Source organism: Frigoribacterium sp. PhB116 (assembly GCF_004364285.1).
Taxonomy (GTDB): domain Bacteria; phylum Actinomycetota; class Actinomycetes; order Actinomycetales; family Microbacteriaceae; genus Frigoribacterium.
The window spans coordinates 1,155,695-1,175,593 of sequence record NZ_SOBE01000001.1; the positions used below are offsets into that span (position 1 = coordinate 1,155,695).

Below are 19,899 nucleotides of genomic sequence, written 5' to 3' on the forward strand. Positions count from 1 at the left end.
TCAGCGTGCGAGCGGCACCTCGATCAGCACGGGGCCGTCCCAGGCCCTCGCGAGCGCCTGGTCGAGCTCGGCCCGGGTCGAGGCGAGCACGTGGTGCCAGCCGTACGCGGCGGCCAGCCCCGCGAGCCGGACGGAGTGCGGCGTGAACTGCACGCGGCGCATCGCGTCGGCCGGGGCCGTGGCCGCGACCTCGAGGCCGTCGAAGATCGTCCCGCCTCCGTCGTTGCCGACCACGACCTGCAGCCGGGGCCGCACCTCGCCGTCGCCGAACAGGAGCGAGCCGACGTCGTGCAGCAGGGTCAGGTCGCCCAGCAGCACGCGGGTGACGCCGCGTGCCCGGTCGTCGGCCTGGCTGGCGAGGGCGATGCCGGTGGCCGTCGCCACCGTGCCGTCGATGCCCGCAAGACCGCGGTTGGCGTGGACGCGGATCTTCTTGCCGGGCACGACCTCGTCGACCTCGCGGATGAGGCGGGAGGCGCCGAGGACGAGCCGGTCGTGCGGCCACGTCACGCGCCACAGGGTCTCGGCCAGCGCGCGCCGGGTCACGGGACGCCGCAGCAGGGCCACCTCGCCCCGGAGGAACTCGGCCCGGGCCGAGCCGTCGTCGCTCGTCGCGGCCTCGAGGTCGGGCGCGGCCTCGTCGTCGCCGACGACGCGGCGTCCGGAGTGCACCCAGCGACCCACCCAGGCGCGGTGGGCACGGTCGTCGGGCGCGCCTCCTGCGGTCTCGACCACGTCGACGGCGTCGACGACCGTGGCCGATCGGCCCGGGTCGTACGCGTCGGCGGTCGCCCCGCGCACGACGACGACCTCGACGCCAGCGCGCGTGAGGAGGGCAGGGACCTGGCGGGTCAGGGTCGGGTGTCCGAGCACGACGACCCGACGCACGGCGCCGCCGAGCTCGGCGTCGCCGAGCAGCGTGCGGAAGCCGAGTGCGAGGTTCGGGCCGAAGTGGGCTCCGCTCGAGACCTCGGCCACGAGCGGTGCGCCGAGGGCACGGGCGAGCGACTCCGCCTCGGGACCGGCCCCGTCGCCGGCGACGACCACCGTGCCCGGCTCGACGTCGACCTCGACGCTCACGGCGGCGACACGGGCGGCGTCGGACCAGGAGGCGGCCTCGACCGGCTCGGGACGGGCCGCGGGGAGCGAGTCGAGCGCTGCCGACAGCGGCTCGCGGAACGCGACGTTCAGGTGAACGGGACCAGGGACGGCGGGGGCGCTCTCGGCCCGGTCGGCGTCGGGGGCGCCGAGGGCCGTCGCGACGGCGGCACGCGCGACCGAGCGCACGGCCGCCGGGTCGACCGGGCCCGACCGGGGAGCCTCGAGGTCGTGTCCGGCCCGGGTGGCGACGCCGAACATGCCGGGCTGCTGCGTGGTCTGGTTGGCGCCGATGCCCCGGAGCTCGACGGGACGATCGGCCGTCAGCACGATCATCGGGACCCCGGAGTGGTGGGCCTCGAGCACCGCCGGGTGCAGGTTGGCGACCGCCGTGCCGGAGGTGGTGACCACGACGGCCGGGACGCCGGACTCGACGGCGAGGCCGAGCGCGAGGAAGCCCGCCGAGCGCTCGTCGATCCGCACACGCAGTCGCAGTCGGCCGGCACGCTCGAACTCGGCGGCGGCGAGGGCGATCGCCTGCGATCGGGAACCCGGGCTGAGGACCAGTTCGCGGACCCCGGCGTCGACGAGGCCGGCGAGCAGGGCCACGGCGTAGTCGGTGGCGACGCTGCCCGAGGTCGACGGCGAGGAGGCAGCTCGGTCGGCATCGACCTGGTCCGCACCGATCTGGCCGGCGCTCTCAGGCAGTTCCGACTCGGCGACGTCGGGCCGGTCGTCCTCGAGACGTGTCACGGAGTCGGCCTCAGGCGTTGTTCTTGTCGTTCTTGTCGTCACCGTCGAGCTCGGCCAGCTCTTCTTCGAGGCGGCGGATGCGCTCGTCGGTCGTCTCGCGGTCGAGGTCGCTGACCGTCGAGCTCGAACGACCCGAGAACTCGGGGTCGTCGTCGGGGGCGACGAAGCGTCGCGTCTCGGACTGGCCGGACTTGCGCGCACGGCCGATCAAGAACCAGAGGACGGCGCCGATGACCGGCAGCAGCACGATCATGAGAGCCCAGAGAGGCTTGTTGAGGGCCCGGAACCTCGACGACTCAGCGAAGAGGCAGTCGATGAGGGCATAGATGACGAACGCTGACGCTGCGACGATCGCCACGACCAAGAACTTCACCATGGACCGAGCATAGGCGGGCCGGCAGGGCGTCGCCTGATGGTGGGCAGGGAGGTGCGCGCAGGGACGAGGAGGCGCAGGTGGCGCGCGTAGACTCGCCGCGTGAAACCCTGGGTCAAGTACACGATCGTCCGCCTCGGCGTGTTCCTCGTCGCGCTGGTCGTGCTCGTGCTCCTGCTGCCGAACCCGTACCTCGCGACGCTCATCGCTGCAGTCGTGGCGTTCTGCGTCTCGTACCTGTTCTTCGCGCCGCTGCGTCGGCAGGTCGCGCTGGAGCTCGCGGAGCGCCGCTCGAAGCCGGAGCCGCTCGACGGCGACAGCCTCGCCGAGGACGCCGAGCTGGCCGAGCGCGACGCCCGCGACGACGAGGCCGCACGCGACGAGCGCAACGCGGGACGCGCCTCCTGATCTAGAAGAAGAGCGCGGCCCCGAGGCCGAGGCCGAACAGCAGCGCCGTCAACGACGACAGCTGCAGGGCGAGGATCAGCTCGCGCGGCGTCTTGCCGGTCACGCCGATGACCGCTGCCGGCACCGCCGTGATGAGCACGAAGTAGACGTACGGCGCGTTGAAGTACAGGAAGCCGAAGTAGACGAGCAGCAGGAACGGCAGCAGCAGGAACAGGGCGTAGAGCGCCCGTGCCACGGTGTCGCCGACGACGACCGCGAGGGTGCGCTTGCCCGCCGCCGCGTCCTGCGGGATGTCGCGGATGTTGTTCACCATCAGCACGGCGCAGGCGAACAGCCCGGCGGCGATGCCGGCGACCCACGCGTCGGCGGGGAACCTGTGCACCTGCACGAAGGCGGTGCCGACGGTGGCGACCAGCCCGAAGAACACGAAGACGAAGACCTCGCCGAGGGCGTTGTAGCCGTAGGGGCGCTTGCCGCCCGTGTAGTACCAGGCGGCGACGACGGCGGCGGCCCCGACCGCGAGCATCCACCAGTAGCCGGTCGTCACGACGACGACGAGGCCGGCGAGCGCGGCGAGGCCGAAGAAGACGAGGGCGACGCGCAGGACGGTCCTGGGCCGGACGCTGCCCGAACCCGTCAGACGTGCCGGGCCGACCCGGTGCGCGTCGGTGCCGCGGATGCCGTCCGAGTAGTCGTTCGCGTAGTTGACGCCGATCTGGAGGAACACGGCGATCGCGAGGCAGAGCAGGGCCAGCGGGAGGTCCCAGCTGCCGTTCGCCCGCGCGACTCCCGTGCCGAGTGCGACGGGCGCGACTCCGAGCGGCAGGGTGCGGAGGCGGGCGCCGCCGATCCAGTCGCCGGGCGTGACGCGGCGGGCGCGCTGGGCGCCCGGCCGGCCTCCCGGTCGGCCGCCGCGCTTCTTCTTCTGGGATGTCGTCGCTCGTGCCACGGGACCGATCCTAGTTCCGGGCGGGGTCCTCGCCTGCGACGAGGGCCTCCAGGGCGCGGCGGTCGGGCTTGCCGCTCGCGAGGAGGGGCAGCTCGGGGAGCAGGACGAGCCGGTCGGGCGCCGCGGCGCGGCCGAGGGCGGCGGCGGTGACCGCGCGCAGCTCGGACAGCTCCGGGAGGCGGGGCGACCCGGGCAGCAGGCGCGGCCCGGGGCTTCCCCCCTCGCCCACGACCACGACCGGCACCTCGCCCCACCGGTCGTGCGGCGCCCGCACGACCACGGCGTCGGCGAGGCCGGGCTGCTCGCGGACGAGCCGCTCGACCAGCCCGAGCGACACCTTCTCGCCGCCCGAGACCACGACGTCGTCGAGACGCCCGCTCACGGTGAGCACGCCGTCGTCGGACACGCTGCCGGCGTCGCCGGTGCGGTACCAGCGCTCCCCGTCGCGGACGACGAAGGCCGCCTCGGTGCGGGCGTCGTCGCCCAGGTAGCCGAGGGCGAGCGAAGGACCGGCGAGCTCCACCTGCCCGTCGACGACGGCGACCCGGGTGCGGCCGACGGGCACCCCGTCGTAGACGCAGCCCCCGCTCGTCTCGCTCGAGCCGTAGGTGCGGACGACCGCCATGCCGGAGGCGCGGGCCCGGTCGACGAGGGACGCGGGCGTCGCCTGCCCGCCCACCAGCACCGCGGCGAAGCTCCGCGCCGCGTCGGCCACGTCGGCGTCGTGCTCGGCGGCGTCGAGCACCGCGGCGAGCTGGGCAGGCACCAGCGACGCGTAGCGCACGGGGTGCTCGAGGCGACTCGCTGCCTCGGCGAACGCGACCGGGTCGAAGTGCCCCGGCGCGAGGACCTCGGGCTCGGTGCCGGCGGCGATGCTCCGGACGAGGACGTTGGTGCCCGCGACGTAGTGCGCCGGCAGCGCCAGCACCCACTGCCCGGGGCCGCTCAGCGCGCCGTCGGCGGCGGCCGCGCCGGCGAGCACGGCGTCGGCGGGCAGCATCACGCGCTTGGGCACGCCGCTCGACCCGCTCGTCTCGACGACGAGCGCCACGGGCTGCGGCACGGTGGCGGGAAGGTCGGCGGGGACGTGGTCGTCGGTCCGCGGGGCGACGGCCGGACCGCCTGCGAGGGCCTCGCGGAGCGCCTCGAGCACGTCGAGCGGGCGACGCGCGTCGACGGGGAGGAGGGGGCGGGTCACGCGCCGCGCCTCCTCGTGTCGTGTCCTGCCGCCTGCGCCGTCGGCGTCGGCGTCGGCGTCAGTACTGCCACGGGAACGGCGACCAGTCGGGCTCGCGCTTCTCGAGGAACGAGTCGCGCCCCTCGACGGCCTCGTCGGTGCCGTAGGCGAGGCGGGTCGCCTCGCCCGCGAAGACCTGCTGGCCCACGATGCCGTCGTCGGTGGCGTTGAACGCGAACTTGAGCATGCGGATCGCGGTGGGCGACTTCGTGAGGACGACGCGGGCCATGGCCAGCGCCTCCTGCTCGAGGTCGGCGTGCGCGACGACGCGGTTGACGGCGCCCATCTCGTGGGCGCGGTCGGCGCTGTACTCCTCGGCGAGGAAGAACACCTCGCGGGCGAGCTTCTGGCCGATCTGCTTCGCGAAGTAGGCGCTGCCGTAGCCGGCGTCGAACGAGCCCACGTCGGCGTCCGTCTGCTTGAACTTGCCGTGCTCACGGCTGGCGATCGTGAGGTCGCAGACGACGTGAAGCGAATGGCCGCCGCCCGCCGCCCAGCCCGGCACGACCGCGATGACGACCTTGGGCATGAACCGGATCAGCCGCTGCACCTCGAGGATGTGGAGGCGCCCCGCCGAGGCAGGGTCGGCCACGTTCGCCTCGGCGCCCTCGGCCTTGTAGCCGTCACGGCCGCGGATGCGCTGGTCGCCGCCGCTGCAGAAGGCCCAGCCGCCGTCCTTGGGGCTGGGGCCGTTGCCGGTGAGCAGGACGACGCCCACGCGGCTCTGCTGCCGCGCGTGGTCGAGCACGCGGTACAGCTCGTCGACGGTGCGCGGCCGGAACGCGTTGCGGACCTCGGGCCGGTCGATCGCGACGCGGGCCACCCGGCCCTCGACGTCGAGGTGGTACGTGACGTCGGTCAGGCCGTCGAAGCCCGGCACCTCTCGCCACTCAGCGGGATCGAACAGGTCGGAGACGGCTGCGGACATGCCCACCAGCCTACGACCGGGGGCAGCTCGCCGACGGTCAGAGCGAGGGGACGAGCGTGCCCAGCAGCCAGACGAACACGAACGGGTTGGCGAGCACGCTCAGCAGCACCGCGGCCACGGCGGGCCAGCGGCCCCGGCGCGTGGCCACGGCCACGAGCGCGACGACGCCCACGCCGATCGAGGCGAGCATCGTGACGAGGGCGATCGACGCCGCGGCCGTGACGCCGTCGGCCGCGAGCAGGGCGATCGCGACGCCGTCGAGGGCGAGCAGAACCACGGCGAGGACGAGGACGACGACGCCCAGCCGCGAGCTGCGGCCCGGCTCGACCGAGTCGTCATGGGTCTGGTCGTCGAAGATGGCCAGCCCCTCGGCGTCGCGCGACCCGCCGTCCGTGGACTCGACGTCGTCGGTGCGCTCGACGGGCTCGACGGAATCGCCTCGCTGGACGTCCTCAGTGCTCTCGGCGTGCTCGGCGGCGGGGGTCTCGGCGTCGTCGGACGGGGTCAGATCGGGCGCGGCCATGGAGACCGACCCTAGCGGGCGCGGTGCGAGACTGGCGAGGTGACCACGCCCGCCGACCCCCTCCTCCCCCGCACCGAGCTGCCGCCGCTCGACGACCTGCTGGCCGGTGCGCACGTCGTGCAGCTGCCCCTCCGCACGAGGTTCCGGGGCATCGACGTCCGCGAGGCGCTCCTCGTCGAGGGCCCTCGCGGCTGGACCGAGTTCAGTCCCTTCGTCGAGTACGGGCCCGAGGAGGCGGCGGCTTGGCTGGCGGCGGCCGTCGAGTTCGGCTGGGGTCCTGCCCCCTCGCCCCGCACCTCCCGCGTGGCCGTCAACGCAACGCTGCCCGCGGTCGGGCCCGACGAGGTCGCGGGCGTGCTGGCCCGGTTCCCCGGCTGCCGCACCGTCAAGGTCAAGGTCGCCGAGCGCGGGCAGTCGCTCGCCGACGACGTCGCCCGCGTCGCCGCGGCCCGCGAGCACGTGGGGCCGGAGGGCCGCGTCCGGGTCGACGCCAACGGCGGCTGGACCGTCGACCGAGCCGAGGAGGCGCTGCGGGCCCTGGCCCCGCTCGGTCTCGAGTACGCGGAGCAGCCCTGCGCCACCGTGCCCGAGCTCGCCGCGCTGCGACGCCGCACGGCCGACCTCGGCGTGCCGATCGCCGCCGACGAGAGCGTCCGGAAGGCCGCCGACCCGCTCGCCGTCGCCCGTGCCGGCGCGGCCGACCTGCTCGTCGTCAAGGCACAGCCGCTCGGCGGGATCCGCACGGCCCTCCGGATCGTGTCGGAGGCCGGGCTGCCCGTGGTCGTCTCGAGCGCCCTCGACACCTCGGTCGGCCTGAGCATGGGGGCGTACCTGGCCGCCGCGCTGCCCGACCTGCCCTACGACTGCGGCCTCGGCACCGCGGCCCTGCTGGCCGCCGACGTCACGCGCGAGCCGCTCGTGCCCGTGGACGGCTCCGTCGACGTACGGCGGATCGACGTCGACGTGGACCTGCTGCGGGAGCACGCCGCGCCCGACGCCCGACGGGAGTGGTGGCTGGGACGGGTGCGCGCCTCCTACGGGCTGCTCGCGCGCTGAGGCCCGAGCGGAGCGCCTGCCGCTCCCGAACCACAACTCAGGAGCTGCGGCCGCAGACTTCCTGATTCGTGCACGGATCAGGACGAATGGTCGCCCCGGTGCGGGGATCAGGACAGATCTTCCTGAATGAGGAGGCAGGTCAGAGGCCCGAGTAGGCGTGCAGGCCCTTGAAGAAGACGTTGACGACGCCGAAGTTGAACAGCACCGCGGCGAAGCCGATGATCGACAGCCACGACGACCGGGCGCCGCGCCAGCCGCGGGTCGCGCGGGCGTGGATGTAGCCGGCGTAGAGGACCCAGATGATGAACGTCCAGACCTCCTTGGTGTCCCAGCCCCAGTAGCGGCCCCAGGCGCGCTCGGCCCAGACGGCACCCGCGATGAGCGTGAAGGTCCACAGCACGAAGCCGACGAGGGCGACGCGGTAGGCGAGGTCCTCGAGGCGGTCCGCGGCCGGGAGGGTGTCCATGAAGCGGAGGCCGGAGAGCCGGGCCTGCTCGCGCTTCGTCTGGATCAGCTGGGCGATCGAGAGGCCGGCCGCGATCGCGAAGAAGCCGGTGCCGAGGATGGCCACGAGCACGTGGATCACGAGCCAGGCCGACTGGAGCGCCGGCTGGAGCGGGACGACCTCGACGTAGTAGTTGACGCTGCCGATCGCGAGCAGCACCAGGTTCAGGCCCATCACGTAGGCACCGAGGAACGACAGGTCGACGAAGCGACCGGCGACCAGGTAGACCGCGACGATGATCGCCGTGCCCGTGAGCGAGAACTCGAACATGTTGGCCCACGGCACGCGGTCCGCGGCGAGGCCTCGGGTCACGACGCTCGAGACGTGCACGAGCAGCCCGAGCACCATCATCGCCGTGGCGACGCGCTCGAAGCTGGAGCCGCGACGGCGTCGGGTCGAGCCGGGACCGGAGGTGCCGTCGGGGCCGTCGCCCCGGCCGTCGCCCGTCGACACGGCGGTCGCGGCCTCGCGGTCGAGCACGATGGTGCTGCCGCCCGACACGGCGGCGCGGGCCGAGCCGCGACCTGCACCGCGGGCCGAGCCCACATCGGGCCCTGCGGTCGCGGCGACGCTCGACGCAGGCGCCTGCTGGGCATCGCCCGAGCGCTTGGCGAGGTCGAGGGCGAAGGCCACGAACGAGATCGTGTAGATCGCCATCGCCGAGTACACGGCGACGAGCGAGAAGTTGGCGAGGTCTTCGGTCACGGTCGCATCCTACGTCCGGCGCGGCTGGGCGCCTCGGTCGAGCGGGCAGGGTCGTTCGAGGTCGAGCCGGACGGAGACGCAGCGGCCGCGCTCGGGTCGTCGCTCTGGTCGTCGCTGCGGTCGTCGTCGCTCGTCGCGGCACGCGCCGCGTCGGCGGGCACGCCGAGACCGGCGAGGTGCGTCCGAGCGATGTCCCGGACGGCGCGGGCGAGCGTCGGGTCCTCGCCGCGGGCGAGGCCGGCGTACTCGAGCAGGACTCCCCCGTCGGTCGTGGTGGCCTTGACCCAGACACGGCGGCGCGGCACGAACAGCGCCGTGAGCAGGCCGGCGAAGACGAGCCCGGCGAAGAGCAGCACCCAGAGCTGCGACGGGTCGTGGTGCACGTCGAGGGAGGCGAAGCGCTTGACGTCGGAGAGGGTCACCGTGCCGAGGCCGTCGGGCAGGTCGGCCGTGGTGCCGGGCGAGAGCTGCAGCGCCGACTGGTCGGCGGCGGCGCCCGCGATCTCGGTCATGCCGTCGGTGTCGAGGGAGTAGACCGACTGCGGCACGCCCGCGTCGAGGCCGAGGTCGCCCTGGTAGACGTTGAGGCTCAGCACCGGGTTCAGCAGGTCGGGGTAGCTCGAGGCGAGGATGCCCGACCCGTCGCCGGTCTCGACGGCCGACGGGTAGAAGAAGCCGATCATGCCGATCTGGTCCGACAGTCCGTCCGGCACCTTGACGACGCCCTGCGAGGTGAGGTTCGCGTCCTGCGGGAGGAACGGGATGGTGTCGCGGAAGGCGACCGAGCCGTCCGGCGCCTTCACCGTGACGTCGACCGCGTAGCCGTTGCCGAGCAGGTAGACGTTCGAGCCCCCGATCGAGAGCGGGCTGTTGACCTTGATCTCGTGCTCGCTCGTCTCGCCCGACTGGGTCGTCGTGGTCACGTCGGCCGTGTAGTCGAGCGGCTGTCCGAGAGCGTCCGCGTTCGACTCCTCGTAGGTCGTCGTGAACTTGTCGAGCGTGATGTTGTACGGCGACAGCTGGGCGTCGCTGAACCAGCGGCCGGGGTTGAACGAGTCGTACGAGACGAGGGCGTTCGTGAAGGTCTGGCCCTCGACGACCACCCGCTGCCCCGTGTAGCCGAATCCGCCGCCGATCCCGACGGTCAGGAGCACGCCGACGAGCGCGGTGTGGAAGACGAGGTTGCCGGTCTCGCGCAGGTAGCCGCGCTCGGCGCTGACGGAGTCGCCGAAGACCTGCGTGCGGTACCCCGCGCGCCTCAGCTGCGCGCGGGCCTGCTCGACGACGGAGGCGGGGGCGAGGGCGGCGTCCGCCGCGCCTCCTGCGGTCTGCAGCGTCACGGAACGGTAGCCCGCCAGCCGCGAGAGCCTCGCGGGCGTCTTCGGCGGCTTCGAGCGCAGGGCCTCGAAGTGGTGCTTCGTGCGCGGCACGATGCAGCCGATCAGCGAGATGAAGAGCAGCAGGTAGACGGCGGAGAACCACGGCGACGAGTAGGTGTCGAAGACGCCGAGCTTGTCGAGCACCGGGAACAGGTCGGGGTGCTCGGCGCGGTACTGGACGACGCCGTTGGGGTCGGAGGTGCGCTGCGGCACGAGCGAGCCTGGGATCGCCGCGACGGCGAGCAGCATGAGGAGGAACAGCGCCGTCTTCATGCTCGTCAGCTGCCGCCAGAAGAAGCGCAGGTAGCCGACGAGCCCCAGGCGCGGCTGGACGATGTCGGCGGAGCCCGCGCCCTGGTCGCCCGGCGTGCGGGCGGGAGCGGAGTCGTAGTGGTCGCTCGGGCGGAGCGGGTCGGACGAGACGTCGGTCACGTCGGCCTGGTCGGGCCCGTCCCCCTGGTCGACCGACGTGCGGCGCTCGGGGTCAGACGATCGTGCCATAGCTCGCGATCACCGCCCCGAGGTGCGACATGAGGGAGGACCAGAGCCCGGTGACCATGAGCAGACCGATGGCGATCAGGATCGAGCCTCCGACGATGTTGACGGCGCGCATGTGGCGCTTGACGAACGAGATGGAGCGCGTCGCCCAGCCGAAACCGAGGGCGGCGAGCAGGAAGGGAACGCCCAGGCCGACGCAGTAGGCGAGCCCGAGCAGCACGCTCGACGTGGCCGAGCCGCTCGTGAACGACAGGGCGTAGATGGCGGTGAGGGTGGGGCCGATGCACGGCGTCCACCCGATGCCGAACACGATGCCGAGCAAGGGGGCGCCGGCCAAGCCGGTCGCCGGGGCGAACCCGGGCTTGATCGTGCGCTGCAGGAACGTGAACTGGCCGACGAAGACGAGGCCGAGCGCGATCACGACGAGGCCCATCAGGCGGACGATCAGGTCGCGCCACTGGATCAGCCAGAAGCCCGCGGCCGAGAACGCGAGGCTGCCGCCGACGAAGACGAGCGAGAAGCCGGCGATGAAGAGGAGGACGCCGATCACCATCCGTCGACGGTCGCGGGAGGCGGTCGAGGAGGCGGTGGTCGTGGGCGTCCCGGCGGCGCGACGACCGCCTCCGGCGAGGCCCCCGACGTAGCCGAGGTAGCCCGGCACGAGCGGCAGGACGCAGGGCGAGAGGAACGAGATCAGGCCGGCGAGCAACGCCACCGGCAGGGCGACCGCGAGCTGGCCGCCCGCGACCGCCTCGAAGAAGGGGTTGCCCTGGTACACCTCTAGGCCTGCTCGGCGACGGCGTCGCTGATCAGGGTCTTCAGCGTGCTGGGGCCGTCGAGGCCGCCGAGCACGCGCGCCGCGATGCGGCCCTGCTTGTCGAGGACGATCGTCGTCGGCACCGCGTTGGGCGCGATGGTGCCGGCGAGGGCGAGCTGGACCGCGCCGTCGTTCGTGTCGACGATCGACGGGTAGGTGATGTCGAACTTCTCGGCGAAGGCGCGGGCGGTGTCGGCCTGGTCGCGCACGTTGACGCCGACGAACTGGACCCCGTCGTCGGCGAAGTCGGTGCTGAGCTGCTGCAGGTCGGGCGCCTCCTTGCGGCAGGGCGGGCAGCTGGCGTACCAGAAGTTGAGGACGACGACCTCGCCGTCGTGGTCGGCCCGCGAGAAGTCGTCGCCCTCGTCGGTCGTGCCGGTGAACTCGACCGGGTCGTCACGGTCGGCCTCGGGCACCTCGGTGACCGTGCCGGCGCCGCTGATGTAGTTCTCGGTGCCGCCCGCACGGTACTGCTCGGCCAGGGGGTCCGACTGCGAGGTGCAGCCGGTGAGCACGAGGGCGAGGGCCGAGGCCGCCGCGACGACGCCCACGGCGAAGGAGACGCGGCGCATCAGACGGCCCCGAGGTCGACGGCACGCTCGAGCAGGTCCGCCGCGGGGTCCTGGTAGCCGACCTCGACGAACCGCCCTCCGTGCCGCTCGAGCGTCGTGATGCTCGAGAGGGAGCAGCGACGACGACGAGGGTCGTGGAAGAGGCGGGCGCCCGTCACGCTGCGGTGCACCATCCAGATCGGCAGCTGGTGGCTGACCAGCACGACGTCGCCCGAGTCGACGCTCGACCAGGCCTCGTCGACGGCCGCGAGCATGCGCGCCGCGATGCTGACGTAGGCCTCGCCCCAACTGGGCTTGAGCGGGTTGACGATCCACGGCCACTCGGCCGGCACGGCGAGCTGCTTCGCGACGGTGAAGTCCGAACGGCGGCCCTCGTACTTGTTCGTCGGCTCGATCAGGCGCTCGTCGACCTGCACGTCGAGGTCGAACGCCGCGGCCCAGGGCGCGGCGCTCTCACGGGTGCGCTGCAGCGGGCTCGCGACGACGGCGGCGACGGGGGCGCCCTGCGCCTGCAGCATCGCGGCCGAGGAGGCGGCCATCCGGTGGCCGAGCTCGCTGAGCCCGAAGCCCTCGAGTCGGCCGTAGAGCACGTGGTCGGGATTGTGCACCTCGCCGTGGCGCACGAGGTGGATCTGCTGGGCGGGCATGGCCACCAGTCTAGATCGGGCCTGCACTCCCACGTCCCTCACGGGAGGCCGAAAGCTCGACGTCGCGGTAAACTCTGGCCCCGTGATCGAACGCACCCTCATCAGCGACCTCTCGCCCCTCCCCGACGGCCCCGTGACGGTGTCCGGTTGGGTCGACACGGTCCGTGACCAGAAGAAGGTGCAGTTCGTCGTCCTCCGCGACGAGTCCGGCGCCGTCCAGCTCGTCCGTCCCCGCACGGCCGCCGACGTGCTCGCCGAGGCAGGCGAGACCGACGAGATCGCCGACGCGGTCTCGGGCCTCTCGCAGGGCAGCTTCGTGACGGTCACGGGCCAGCTCAAGCACGACGAGCGCGTCAAGCTCGGCGGCATCGAGGTGAAGATCGACGGCCTCGTCGTCGACAGCCTCGCCGACCCCGAGACGCCGATCGCCGCCGACAGCGGGATCGACAAGAGGATGGACTGGCGGTTCCTCGACCTGCGCGTCCCTCGCAACGCCCTGATCTTCCGTGTCCAGACCACCTTCGAGCACGCGATGCGCACCTACTGGGTCGAGCGCGGCTACGTCGAGGTGCACACCCCCAAGATCATGGCGTCGGCGAGCGAGTCGAACGCCGAGCTGTTCAAGGTCGAGTACTTCGAGGGCAGCGCGTTCCTCGCGCAGAGCCCGCAGTTCTTCAAGCAGATGGCCCAGTCGGCCGGCTTCGGCAAGATATTCGAGATCGCCCCGGTCTTCCGTGCCGACCCCTCGTTCACCTCGCGCCACGCGACGGAGTACACGAGCGTCGACGCCGAGATCAGCTACGTGGACAGCCACGAAGACGTCATGCAGATGCAGGAGGAGCTGCTCGTCGCCGCGTTCACCGCCGTCGTCGAGAAGCACGGGGCGGCGATCAAGGAGCTCTTCGACGTCGACCTGACGGTGCCGACGACGCCGTTCCCCCGCATCCCCCTCGCCGAGGCGAAGCAGATCGTCGCCGACCGCGGCTACGTCGTGCCCCGCGCGGACGCCGACATGGACCCCGAGGGCGAGCGCCAGATCGCGGCCTACGTCAAGGAGACGTTCGACCACGACTTCGTGTTCCTCACGGACTACGACGCGTCGATCCGGCCGTTCTACCACATGCGCCACGAGGACGACCCCCAGCTCACGAAGAGCTACGACCTCATCTACAACGGCACCGAGATCACCACGGGCGCCCAGCGCGAGCACCGCGTCGACGTGCTCGAGGCCCAGATCCGCGAGAAGGGCATGAAGCCCGAGGAGCTCGGCGGCTACCTCGACTTCTTCCGCTACGGGGCCCCCTCGCACGGCGGCTTCGGCATGGGCCTGGCCCGCGTGCTGATGCTCATGCTGCACCAGCCGAACCTCCGCGAGGTGACGTTCCTGTTCCGCGGACCGACCCGCCTCACGCCGTAGGGAACGAGGGCCCGAGGGCCCGACGTCGAAGGAGGCGCGGTGCAGGGATGACCTGCACCGCGCCTCCTTCGTCCTGCCTGGTCAGGCCTCGTAGTCGATGGCGCCGCGTCCGGTGACGAGCGTGCGGATCTCGGCCGCCGCCTCCTGGTGTGCCGGGTGGACGACGTACGCGTCCAGACCCGCTGCGTCGTCGAACTCGGCGACGACCGCGACGTCGCCGTTCGTGTCGGGGTAGGCGACGTTGCGGACGACCTCGAGCGAGCGGATCGACTCGACCGTGCCGACCAGGCCGGTGAGCAGCTCGTCGATGCGCGCGGCGGCGTGCTCGCGCGACGCGTCGTCGGTGGCGACGAGGTTCCAGATGACGACGTGCTTGACGGTCATGCGAGGGCCTTCCGGAGGGCGGTTCGGAGGCGCTCGGGCTCGACGCGCCAGATGGTGTGCACGCGGTCGTCGAGCAGGACGACCGGGATCTCTTCTGCGTACTCGGCGCGCAGGGCCTCGTCGCCGAGGATGTCGGTCTCGGCGTAGCCGAGCTCGGCCGCCGCGAACTCGGGCTCGGCCAGCACGGCGTCGAGGGCGGCGCGCGCCTCGTCGCAGAGGTGGCAGCCGGGCTTCGTCAGCAGGGAGATGCGGGGAACGGGCACGCCCTCGACCCTAGCGCGGCCGTCGCAGGAGGCGCTGGGTCGCGCGGTCGCCTCCTGCGCTGCCGGCGGGGCGGAGCGACGCCACAGGGCGCCCCGCGCCCGGCAGGGCGCCGTGAGAGGTGAAGTAGGTCGATCAACGAGAAGTGGCCCCCGACCGAACGGTCGAGGGCACACTTCGCGCATCGTCTACTTCTTGTTGCGACGCTGGTGACGAGTCTTGCGAAGCAGCTTGCGGTGCTTCTTCTTCGCCATGCGCTTGCGACGCTTCTTGATGACAGAACCCATAGAGGACCTCACTGATTCATGGATCGGACGACCGGGTCCGAAACAGAACCGCGGAAAAATGCCTCGGGTCAGTGTACTAGGGCGACCCGTGATTGTCGAAAGCGCGTCAGCCGACGTCGGCGACGCCGTTCTGGAGGACCGCCGCGACGGCCGACTCGGGCACGCGGAACGACCGGCCGAAGCGGATCGCGGGGAGCTCGCCCGAGTGCACCATCCGGTAGACGGTCATCTTCGAGACGCGCATCATGCCGGCCACCTCGGCGACGGTGAGGAACCTCACGTCCGAGAGATCGTGGGTCACGTCGCCTCCTGGGGCTGGTGGTCGGCAGAGCCCGACGACGACGCCGGTGCAGGAGCGACAGGAGGTGTTCCTGTGACTCGTGGTCACTCTAGGGGCGCGTGTGCCGCGGGTGCAACGGTCGCGGGCACCGCCGGGGGACGACGCGGCGGCAGGCCTCCCGCCGGGACGGGTCGGGGCGCGGGGCTCAGCGCCCGAGGCGCTTGCGGACCGGGTCGATCACGCGCTCGTCCAGGGCGCTCTGGGCGTCGTGCAGCGCCGAGGAGGCGCGGTGCTGCGCATCGGCCACGGCCCGTCCCAGCCCGCTCGCGACGTCGGTCGCGTCCGGCAGCGACTCGGCGGCCCGCCGGATCGGTGCCGGCACGCTCGCGCCGGCCCAGGCGGCGAAGGCCCCCGACGCGGCGTCGAGGCCACCGGCGAGGTCCGCCCCGAGGAACGGCACGAGCCAGTCGTCGACCGCCTCGAGCGGCCCGGTCTCGATGCCGTAGTAGCGGTGCTGCCCGTCCTCGCGCACGTGCACGAGCCCCGCGTCGCGGAGGACCCGGAGGTGCTTGGAGACGGTCGGCTGGCTCAGCCCGAGCGCCGTCACCATCTCGCCGACGCTGACGTCGCCGGTGCGCGAGTCGGCGGAGACGTGGGCGTCGAGCAGGACCGTGAGGATGTCCCGGCGCGTGCCGTCGGCGATCACGGCGAAGATGTCGGGCATGCAGCCACAGTAACGACGACGGGCCGGATGTACCATGACGGCTGTGACGCGCGCCTCCGTCGCGCCGCGGCGCGGACCCTCCCCCGGCCCCCGGGGCGTGTTCCACCGCCTGTCCGACTGGGTCGACGACATCGGCCGCAAGTCGCCCGCGCGCTTCGCGATCCTCATCTTCACCGGGCTGATCCTCGTCTTCACGGTCGTCTTCTCGCTGCCCGTCTCGTCCGCGGACCGCACGGTGACCCCGCTGGCCGACTCGCTCTTCACCGCGGTGTCCGTGATCTGCGTGACGGGCCTGGCGACCGTCGACATGGCGACCCACTGGTCGCTCTTCGGCCACGTCGTGATCTTCGTCGGCGTGCAGATCGGCGCCATCGGGGTGTTGACCCTCGCCTCGATCATGGGCCTCGTCGTCTCGCGGAAGCTCGGCCTCCGGGCGCGGCTGATGGCCGCCGGGGACAGCAACCCGCTCCGCGCCCACGCGGGCCCGGTGCCGGAGGGCCAGGCGGTCCGCCTCGGCGAGATCGGCGGCCTGCTGACGACCGTCGCCCTCAGCTCGTTCGTGATCCAGCTCGTGATCGCGCTGCTGATGATCCCCCGGATGGTCATCGACGGGATCGCCCTCGGCGACGCCGTGCTCGACAGCTTCTACTACTCGGCGATGGCCTTCACGAACACCGGCTTCACGCCCAACGCCGAGGGCCTGGCCGCCTTCGAGAACGACTACTGGTTCCTCAGCCTGATCATGGTCGGGGTGTTCCTCGGCAGCATCGGGTTCCCCGTGATCTACGCCCTGGCCCGCAACCCGCGGAACCCCCGCCGCTGGTCGGTGCACGTCAAGCTGACCCTGCTGACGACGGCCGTCCTGATCGTCTTCGGCATGGTGCTCTACATCGTGCTCGAGTTCGACAACCCGAAGACGTTCGGCGGCATCGAGGCCGGTCCGACCGTGTTCCAGTCCCTGTTCCTCAGCATGATGACGAGGTCGGGCGGCTTCTCGACGATCCAGATCTCGGACCTCAACGGCTCGTCGCTGCTCGTGACGGACATGCTCATGTTCATCGGCGGAGGCTCGGCGTCGACGGCCGGCGGCATCAAGGTCACGACCCTGGCCGTGCTGTTCCTCGCCGCCTTCGCCGAGGCCCGCGGCCAGCGCTCGATGGAGGCGTTCGGCCGTCGCATCCCCAGCGACGTGCTGCGCCTCGCGGTCAGCGTCGTGCTCTGGGGCGCGACGATCGTGGCCGTCTCGAGCATCCTCATCATGCACATCACGAAGGAGCCGCTCGACCACGTGCTCTTCGAGTGCATCTCCGCCTTCGCGACCTCCGGCCTCAGCACGGGGCTCACGGACCGGCTGCCCGACTCCGCGAAGTACATCCTCGCGGTCACCATGTGGATGGGGCGCGTTGGTACAGTGACGCTCTCCGTCGCCCTGGCCGCCAGCCAGCGACGCCAGCTGTTCACGAGAGCCGAGGAGCGACCGATCGTTGGTTGACAGGATCAAGCACGACGCGCCGGTGCTCGTCATCGGCCTCGGCCGCTTCGGCGCCGCGACCGCAGGCCAGCTCGAGCGGCAGGACCGCGACGTTCTCGCCGTCGACACCGACGCCGGGCTCGTGCAGAAGTGGGCCGACCGGGTCACGCACGCCGTCCAGGCCGACGCCCGCAGCATCGACGCGCTCAAGCAGATCGGCGCGCAGGACTTCTCCATCGCGGTCGTCGCGGTGGGCTCGTCCATCGAGGCCAGCGTGCTCATCACGGCCAACCTCGTCGACCTCAAGGTGCCTCAGATCTGGGCGAAGGCGATCAGCCAGTCGCACGGCAAGATCCTCGCCCGGATCGGCGCGAACCACGTCATCTACCCGGAGCGCGAGGCCGGCGAGCGCGTCGCGCACCTCGTCTCGGGACGCATGCTCGACTACATCGAGTTCGACGACGCCTTCGCGATCGTCAAGATGTACCCGCCGAAGCCGGTGCGGGGCGCCTCCCTGGCCGCCTCGAACATCCGCACGAAGTACGGCGTCACGGTCGTGGGGGTGAAGAGCCCGGGAGGCGCCTTCAAGGAGGCGACGCCCGAGACGGTCATCAGCAACCACGACCTCATCATCGTGTCGGGCGACAGCCGGACCATCGAGAAGTTCGCGGCGCTCGAGGGCTGACGCCCTCGGGGGGGGCGACGCGGTCGGGCGGCCTCAGCGGCTTCAGCGCCCCTCGGCGATCTCGCGGTTGCGGGTGAGGGCGGCCTGGGCAGCTCGGCCGAAGAGGTCGGCGAGTCCGCCCTGCTCGAGCACGGCGACGGCCCGCTCGGTGGTGCCGCCGGGGCTAGTGACTCGCCTGCGGAGCTCTGCGGGCGCCTCCTCGGCGGGTGTCAGTTCGCTCGCGGCGAGCAGCTCGCTCGCTCCGCGGAAGGTGCCCTGGACCATCGTCGCGGCCTGGGCGGGCGTGAAGCCCAGGCCGACCGCCGCCTCCTGCAGGGCCTCGACCAGCAGGTAGACGTAGGCGGGACCGGAGCCCGAGATCGTGCTCAGGGCGTCGATCTGCGACTCGGGCACGACGACGACGTCGCCGACCACCTCGAAGAGCCGCCTCGCGAGCGCGAGGTCGTCGTCGGACGAGCGCGAGCCGGCGCTCAGGCCCGTGACGCCGAGGCCGACGTGCGACGGGGTGTTGGGCATGGAGCGGACGACGGCGACGGACGCGGGCAGCGCCGCCTCCATCGTGGCCGTGGTGACGCCCGCCGCGAGGCTCACGACGACGGCGTCGGGCTCGAGGGCCGGGGCGATCTCGGCCAGCAGGTCGACCACCATGTGCGGCTTCACGCCGATCAGCACCAGGCGAGCGCCCTCGACCGCGGCCGTGTTGGCGCCGGGGTCGGTCTCGGTGGCCAGCGAGGTGACGCCCTGCTGCCGGAGCGGGCCCGCCTTGGCCTCGGTGCGGTTCGTGACGCGGATGCCTCCCTCGACGACGACGTCGGGGCCGAGCAGGCCCGCGAGGACGGCACCGCCCATCGAGCCGGCTCCGAGAACTGCGGTGGCGGGGAGAGTCGTGACCATCGGGCCATCCTAAGATCGACCCAGACACGAGGGGACCTCCACATGAGCACGTCCGGCGGCAACAAGGCGATCTTCGCGGCGCTCGGCGCCAACCTCGGGATCGCGGTGACGAAGTTCGTCGCCTGGTTCTTCTCGGGGTCGTCGTCGATGCTCGCCGAGGGCGTTCACTCCCTGGCCGACTCGGGGAACCAGCTGCTGCTGCTGCTCGGCGGCAAGCAGGCCCGCAAGGCCGCCGATGCCGAGCACCCCTTCGGCTACGGCCGCGAACGCTACGTCTACGCCTTCGTCGTCTCGATCATCCTGTTCAGCGTCGGCGGCGTCTTCTCGCTCTACGAGGGCGTCGAGAAGCTCCGCGAGCCGCACCCCCTCGACGTGCCCTGGCTGCCCGTCCTCGTGCTCGCGATCTCGCTGGGCCTCGAGAGCTTCTCGCTGCGCACCGCGATCAAGGAGGCGCGCCCCGCCAAGGGCGCACAGAGCTGGCCCGCCTTCATCCGCCGGGCCAAGGCGCCCGAGCTGCCGGTGGTGCTGCTCGAGGACGCCGCCGCGCTGCTCGGCCTCAGCTTCGCCATGATCGGCGTCGTCCTCACCTGGATCACCGGGAACGGCGTCTTCGACGCGATCGGGACGCTCGCGATCGGCCTGCTGCTCGTCGCCGTCGCGGTCGTGCTGGGCATCGAGACGAAGAGCCTGCTGGTGGGCGAGGGCGCCTCCGCCGGCGACGTCGAGGCCATCCGCACCGCGATCACCGCCGGCCCCGAGGTCGAGCAGATCGTGCACATGAAGACCCTCTACCTCGGCCCCGACGAGCTGCTCGTCGCCGTCAAGGTCGCCATGGACGGCCGCACGGCGCTGCGCGACGTGTCGTCGACCATCGACGCGATCGAGTCACGCGTGCGCGAGGCCGTGCCGATCGCGCGGGTCATCTACGTCGAGCCCGACGTCTGGCACGAGCCGGACCGGGTCGACCCGCCCACCGACGCGATCGTGATCAAGGCCGCCGACTAGCGGCCGCACCCGCGACTGCACCCGCACCCGCACCGGCGGGGGC

The 19,899-nt window shown here is 72.3% G+C and carries 23 protein-coding genes; 6 read left to right on the forward strand and 17 right to left on the reverse strand.

Going from position 1 to position 19,899, the window contains the following annotated elements; translation table 11 throughout:
- Together menD and EDF20_RS05235 are read right to left on the reverse strand one after the other, a co-directional pair.
- The gene (gene menD / locus EDF20_RS05230) at window positions 1–1,785 is read right to left on the reverse strand and encodes a 2-succinyl-5-enolpyruvyl-6-hydroxy-3-cyclohexene-1-carboxylic-acid synthase (RefSeq protein WP_208292592.1); all 1,785 of its coding nucleotides are present in this window, start codon (window positions 1,783–1,785) and stop codon (window positions 1–3) included.
- 76 nt (window positions 1,786–1,861) lie between these two features.
- A complete protein-coding gene (locus EDF20_RS05235; RefSeq protein WP_133737888.1) occupies window positions 1,862–2,227 on the reverse strand; it encodes a PLD nuclease N-terminal domain-containing protein in 366 nt (121 codons plus the stop codon).
- A gap of 99 nt (window positions 2,228–2,326) precedes the next feature.
- Between EDF20_RS05235 and EDF20_RS05240 the strand changes: the two genes are divergently transcribed.
- A complete protein-coding gene (locus EDF20_RS05240) occupies window positions 2,327–2,632 on the forward strand; it encodes a DUF4229 domain-containing protein (RefSeq protein ID WP_123546720.1) in 306 nt (101 codons plus the stop codon).
- A 1-nt stretch (window position 2,633) separates the two neighbouring features.
- Here the strand turns inward: EDF20_RS05240 and EDF20_RS05245 are convergent, their stop codons facing one another.
- From EDF20_RS05245 to EDF20_RS05260, 4 genes are read right to left on the reverse strand one after another with little or no spacing between them, the layout of a single operon-like run.
- Window positions 2,634–3,581, reverse strand: coding sequence for a 1,4-dihydroxy-2-naphthoate polyprenyltransferase (locus EDF20_RS05245; RefSeq protein ID WP_233568984.1), 948 nt, complete (start codon window positions 3,579–3,581; stop codon window positions 2,634–2,636).
- Window positions 3,582–3,591: 10 nt separating this feature from the next.
- A complete protein-coding gene (locus tag EDF20_RS05250; protein ID WP_166644752.1) occupies window positions 3,592–4,779 on the reverse strand; it encodes an AMP-binding protein in 1,188 nt (395 codons plus the stop codon).
- A 58-nt stretch (window positions 4,780–4,837) separates the two neighbouring features.
- Window positions 4,838–5,746, reverse strand: coding sequence for a 1,4-dihydroxy-2-naphthoyl-CoA synthase (locus EDF20_RS05255; RefSeq protein WP_133737889.1), 909 nt, complete (start codon window positions 5,744–5,746; stop codon window positions 4,838–4,840).
- A gap of 37 nt (window positions 5,747–5,783) precedes the next feature.
- Window positions 5,784–6,269: a hypothetical protein gene (locus EDF20_RS05260; RefSeq protein ID WP_133737890.1), complete on the reverse strand. Its 486-nt coding sequence runs from the start codon at window positions 6,267–6,269 to the stop codon at window positions 5,784–5,786.
- 39 nt (window positions 6,270–6,308) lie between these two features.
- Between EDF20_RS05260 and EDF20_RS05265 the strand changes: the two genes are divergently transcribed.
- A complete protein-coding gene (locus EDF20_RS05265) occupies window positions 6,309–7,325 on the forward strand; it encodes an o-succinylbenzoate synthase (protein WP_243833372.1) in 1,017 nt (338 codons plus the stop codon).
- 139 nt (window positions 7,326–7,464) lie between these two features.
- Here EDF20_RS05265 and ccsB read toward each other — a convergent pair whose 3' ends face one another.
- Genes ccsB through EDF20_RS05290 form a run of 5 tightly spaced genes read right to left on the reverse strand, consistent with a single transcriptional unit; the run spans window position 7,465 to window position 12,448 of the window.
- Window positions 7,465–8,535 carry a c-type cytochrome biogenesis protein CcsB gene (ccsB, locus tag EDF20_RS05270; protein WP_243833373.1) on the reverse strand — a complete coding sequence of 357 codons (1,071 nt, stop codon included), beginning with the start codon at window positions 8,533–8,535 and terminating at the stop codon, window positions 7,465–7,467.
- Entirely contained in the window at window positions 8,532–10,415 is a 1,884-nt protein-coding gene (locus EDF20_RS05275) for a cytochrome c biogenesis protein ResB (protein WP_133737891.1), read from the reverse strand. Before EDF20_RS05275 ends, ccsB begins: the two co-directional genes overlap by 4 nt.
- Window positions 10,399–11,190 carry a cytochrome c biogenesis protein CcdA gene (locus EDF20_RS05280; RefSeq protein WP_133737892.1) on the reverse strand — a complete coding sequence of 264 codons (792 nt, stop codon included), beginning with the start codon at window positions 11,188–11,190 and terminating at the stop codon, window positions 10,399–10,401. The genes EDF20_RS05275 and EDF20_RS05280 overlap by 17 nt, the downstream gene beginning before the upstream one ends.
- A 2-nt stretch (window positions 11,191–11,192) precedes the next feature.
- The gene (locus EDF20_RS05285; protein WP_133737893.1) at window positions 11,193–11,801 is read right to left on the reverse strand and encodes a TlpA disulfide reductase family protein; all 609 of its coding nucleotides are present in this window, start codon (window positions 11,799–11,801) and stop codon (window positions 11,193–11,195) included.
- Window positions 11,801–12,448, reverse strand: a complete 648-nt coding sequence (locus tag EDF20_RS05290) for a histidine phosphatase family protein (RefSeq protein ID WP_133737894.1) — start codon at window positions 12,446–12,448, stop codon at window positions 11,801–11,803. Before EDF20_RS05290 ends, EDF20_RS05285 begins: the two co-directional genes overlap by 1 nt.
- An 82-nt stretch (window positions 12,449–12,530) precedes the next feature.
- On the opposite strand from EDF20_RS05290, the gene aspS reads away from it, so the two are divergent.
- Complete coding sequence (aspS, locus tag EDF20_RS05295) at window positions 12,531–13,865, forward strand: aspartate--tRNA(Asn) ligase (RefSeq protein ID WP_133737895.1); 1,335 nt, start codon at window positions 12,531–12,533, stop codon at window positions 13,863–13,865.
- An 81-nt stretch (window positions 13,866–13,946) separates the two neighbouring features.
- Here the strand turns inward: aspS and EDF20_RS05300 are convergent, their stop codons facing one another.
- The 5 genes from EDF20_RS05300 to EDF20_RS05320 all read right to left on the reverse strand — a co-directional run bounded on the left by EDF20_RS05300 (window position 13,947) and on the right by EDF20_RS05320 (window position 15,801).
- The gene (locus EDF20_RS05300) at window positions 13,947–14,249 is read right to left on the reverse strand and encodes a Dabb family protein (protein WP_123546727.1); all 303 of its coding nucleotides are present in this window, start codon (window positions 14,247–14,249) and stop codon (window positions 13,947–13,949) included.
- Entirely contained in the window at window positions 14,246–14,512 is a 267-nt protein-coding gene (locus EDF20_RS16030; RefSeq protein WP_233568987.1) for a glutaredoxin family protein, read from the reverse strand. The genes EDF20_RS05300 and EDF20_RS16030 overlap by 4 nt, the downstream gene beginning before the upstream one ends.
- Window positions 14,513–14,698: 186 nt before the next feature.
- On the reverse strand, window positions 14,699–14,797 hold the full coding sequence (locus EDF20_RS05310) for an AURKAIP1/COX24 domain-containing protein (protein WP_003792170.1): 99 nt from the start codon (window positions 14,795–14,797) through the stop codon (window positions 14,699–14,701).
- A 106-nt stretch (window positions 14,798–14,903) separates the two neighbouring features.
- Window positions 14,904–15,098, reverse strand: coding sequence for a helix-turn-helix domain-containing protein (locus tag EDF20_RS05315; RefSeq protein WP_123546729.1), 195 nt, complete (start codon window positions 15,096–15,098; stop codon window positions 14,904–14,906).
- A gap of 184 nt (window positions 15,099–15,282) precedes the next feature.
- A complete protein-coding gene (locus tag EDF20_RS05320; RefSeq protein ID WP_123546730.1) occupies window positions 15,283–15,801 on the reverse strand; it encodes a metalloregulator ArsR/SmtB family transcription factor in 519 nt (172 codons plus the stop codon).
- Between the two features lie 34 nt (window positions 15,802–15,835).
- On the opposite strand from EDF20_RS05320, the gene EDF20_RS05325 reads away from it, so the two are divergent.
- The gene (locus tag EDF20_RS05325) at window positions 15,836–17,293 is read left to right on the forward strand and encodes a potassium transporter TrkG (protein ID WP_123546731.1); all 1,458 of its coding nucleotides are present in this window, start codon (window positions 15,836–15,838) and stop codon (window positions 17,291–17,293) included.
- A complete protein-coding gene (locus tag EDF20_RS05330) occupies window positions 17,286–17,957 on the forward strand; it encodes a TrkA family potassium uptake protein (protein ID WP_123546732.1) in 672 nt (223 codons plus the stop codon). The genes EDF20_RS05325 and EDF20_RS05330 overlap by 8 nt, the downstream gene beginning before the upstream one ends.
- Before the next feature lie 42 nt (window positions 17,958–17,999).
- On the opposite strand, the gene proC is transcribed toward EDF20_RS05330, so the two are convergent.
- Window positions 18,000–18,851, reverse strand: coding sequence for a pyrroline-5-carboxylate reductase (gene proC, locus EDF20_RS05335; RefSeq protein WP_133737897.1), 852 nt, complete (start codon window positions 18,849–18,851; stop codon window positions 18,000–18,002).
- Between the two features lie 42 nt (window positions 18,852–18,893).
- Here proC and EDF20_RS05340 point away from each other — a divergent pair, with 42 nt between their 5' ends.
- Window positions 18,894–19,856, forward strand: coding sequence for a cation diffusion facilitator family transporter (locus EDF20_RS05340; RefSeq protein ID WP_133737898.1), 963 nt, complete (start codon window positions 18,894–18,896; stop codon window positions 19,854–19,856).
- Window positions 19,857–19,899 lie beyond the last annotated feature (43 nt).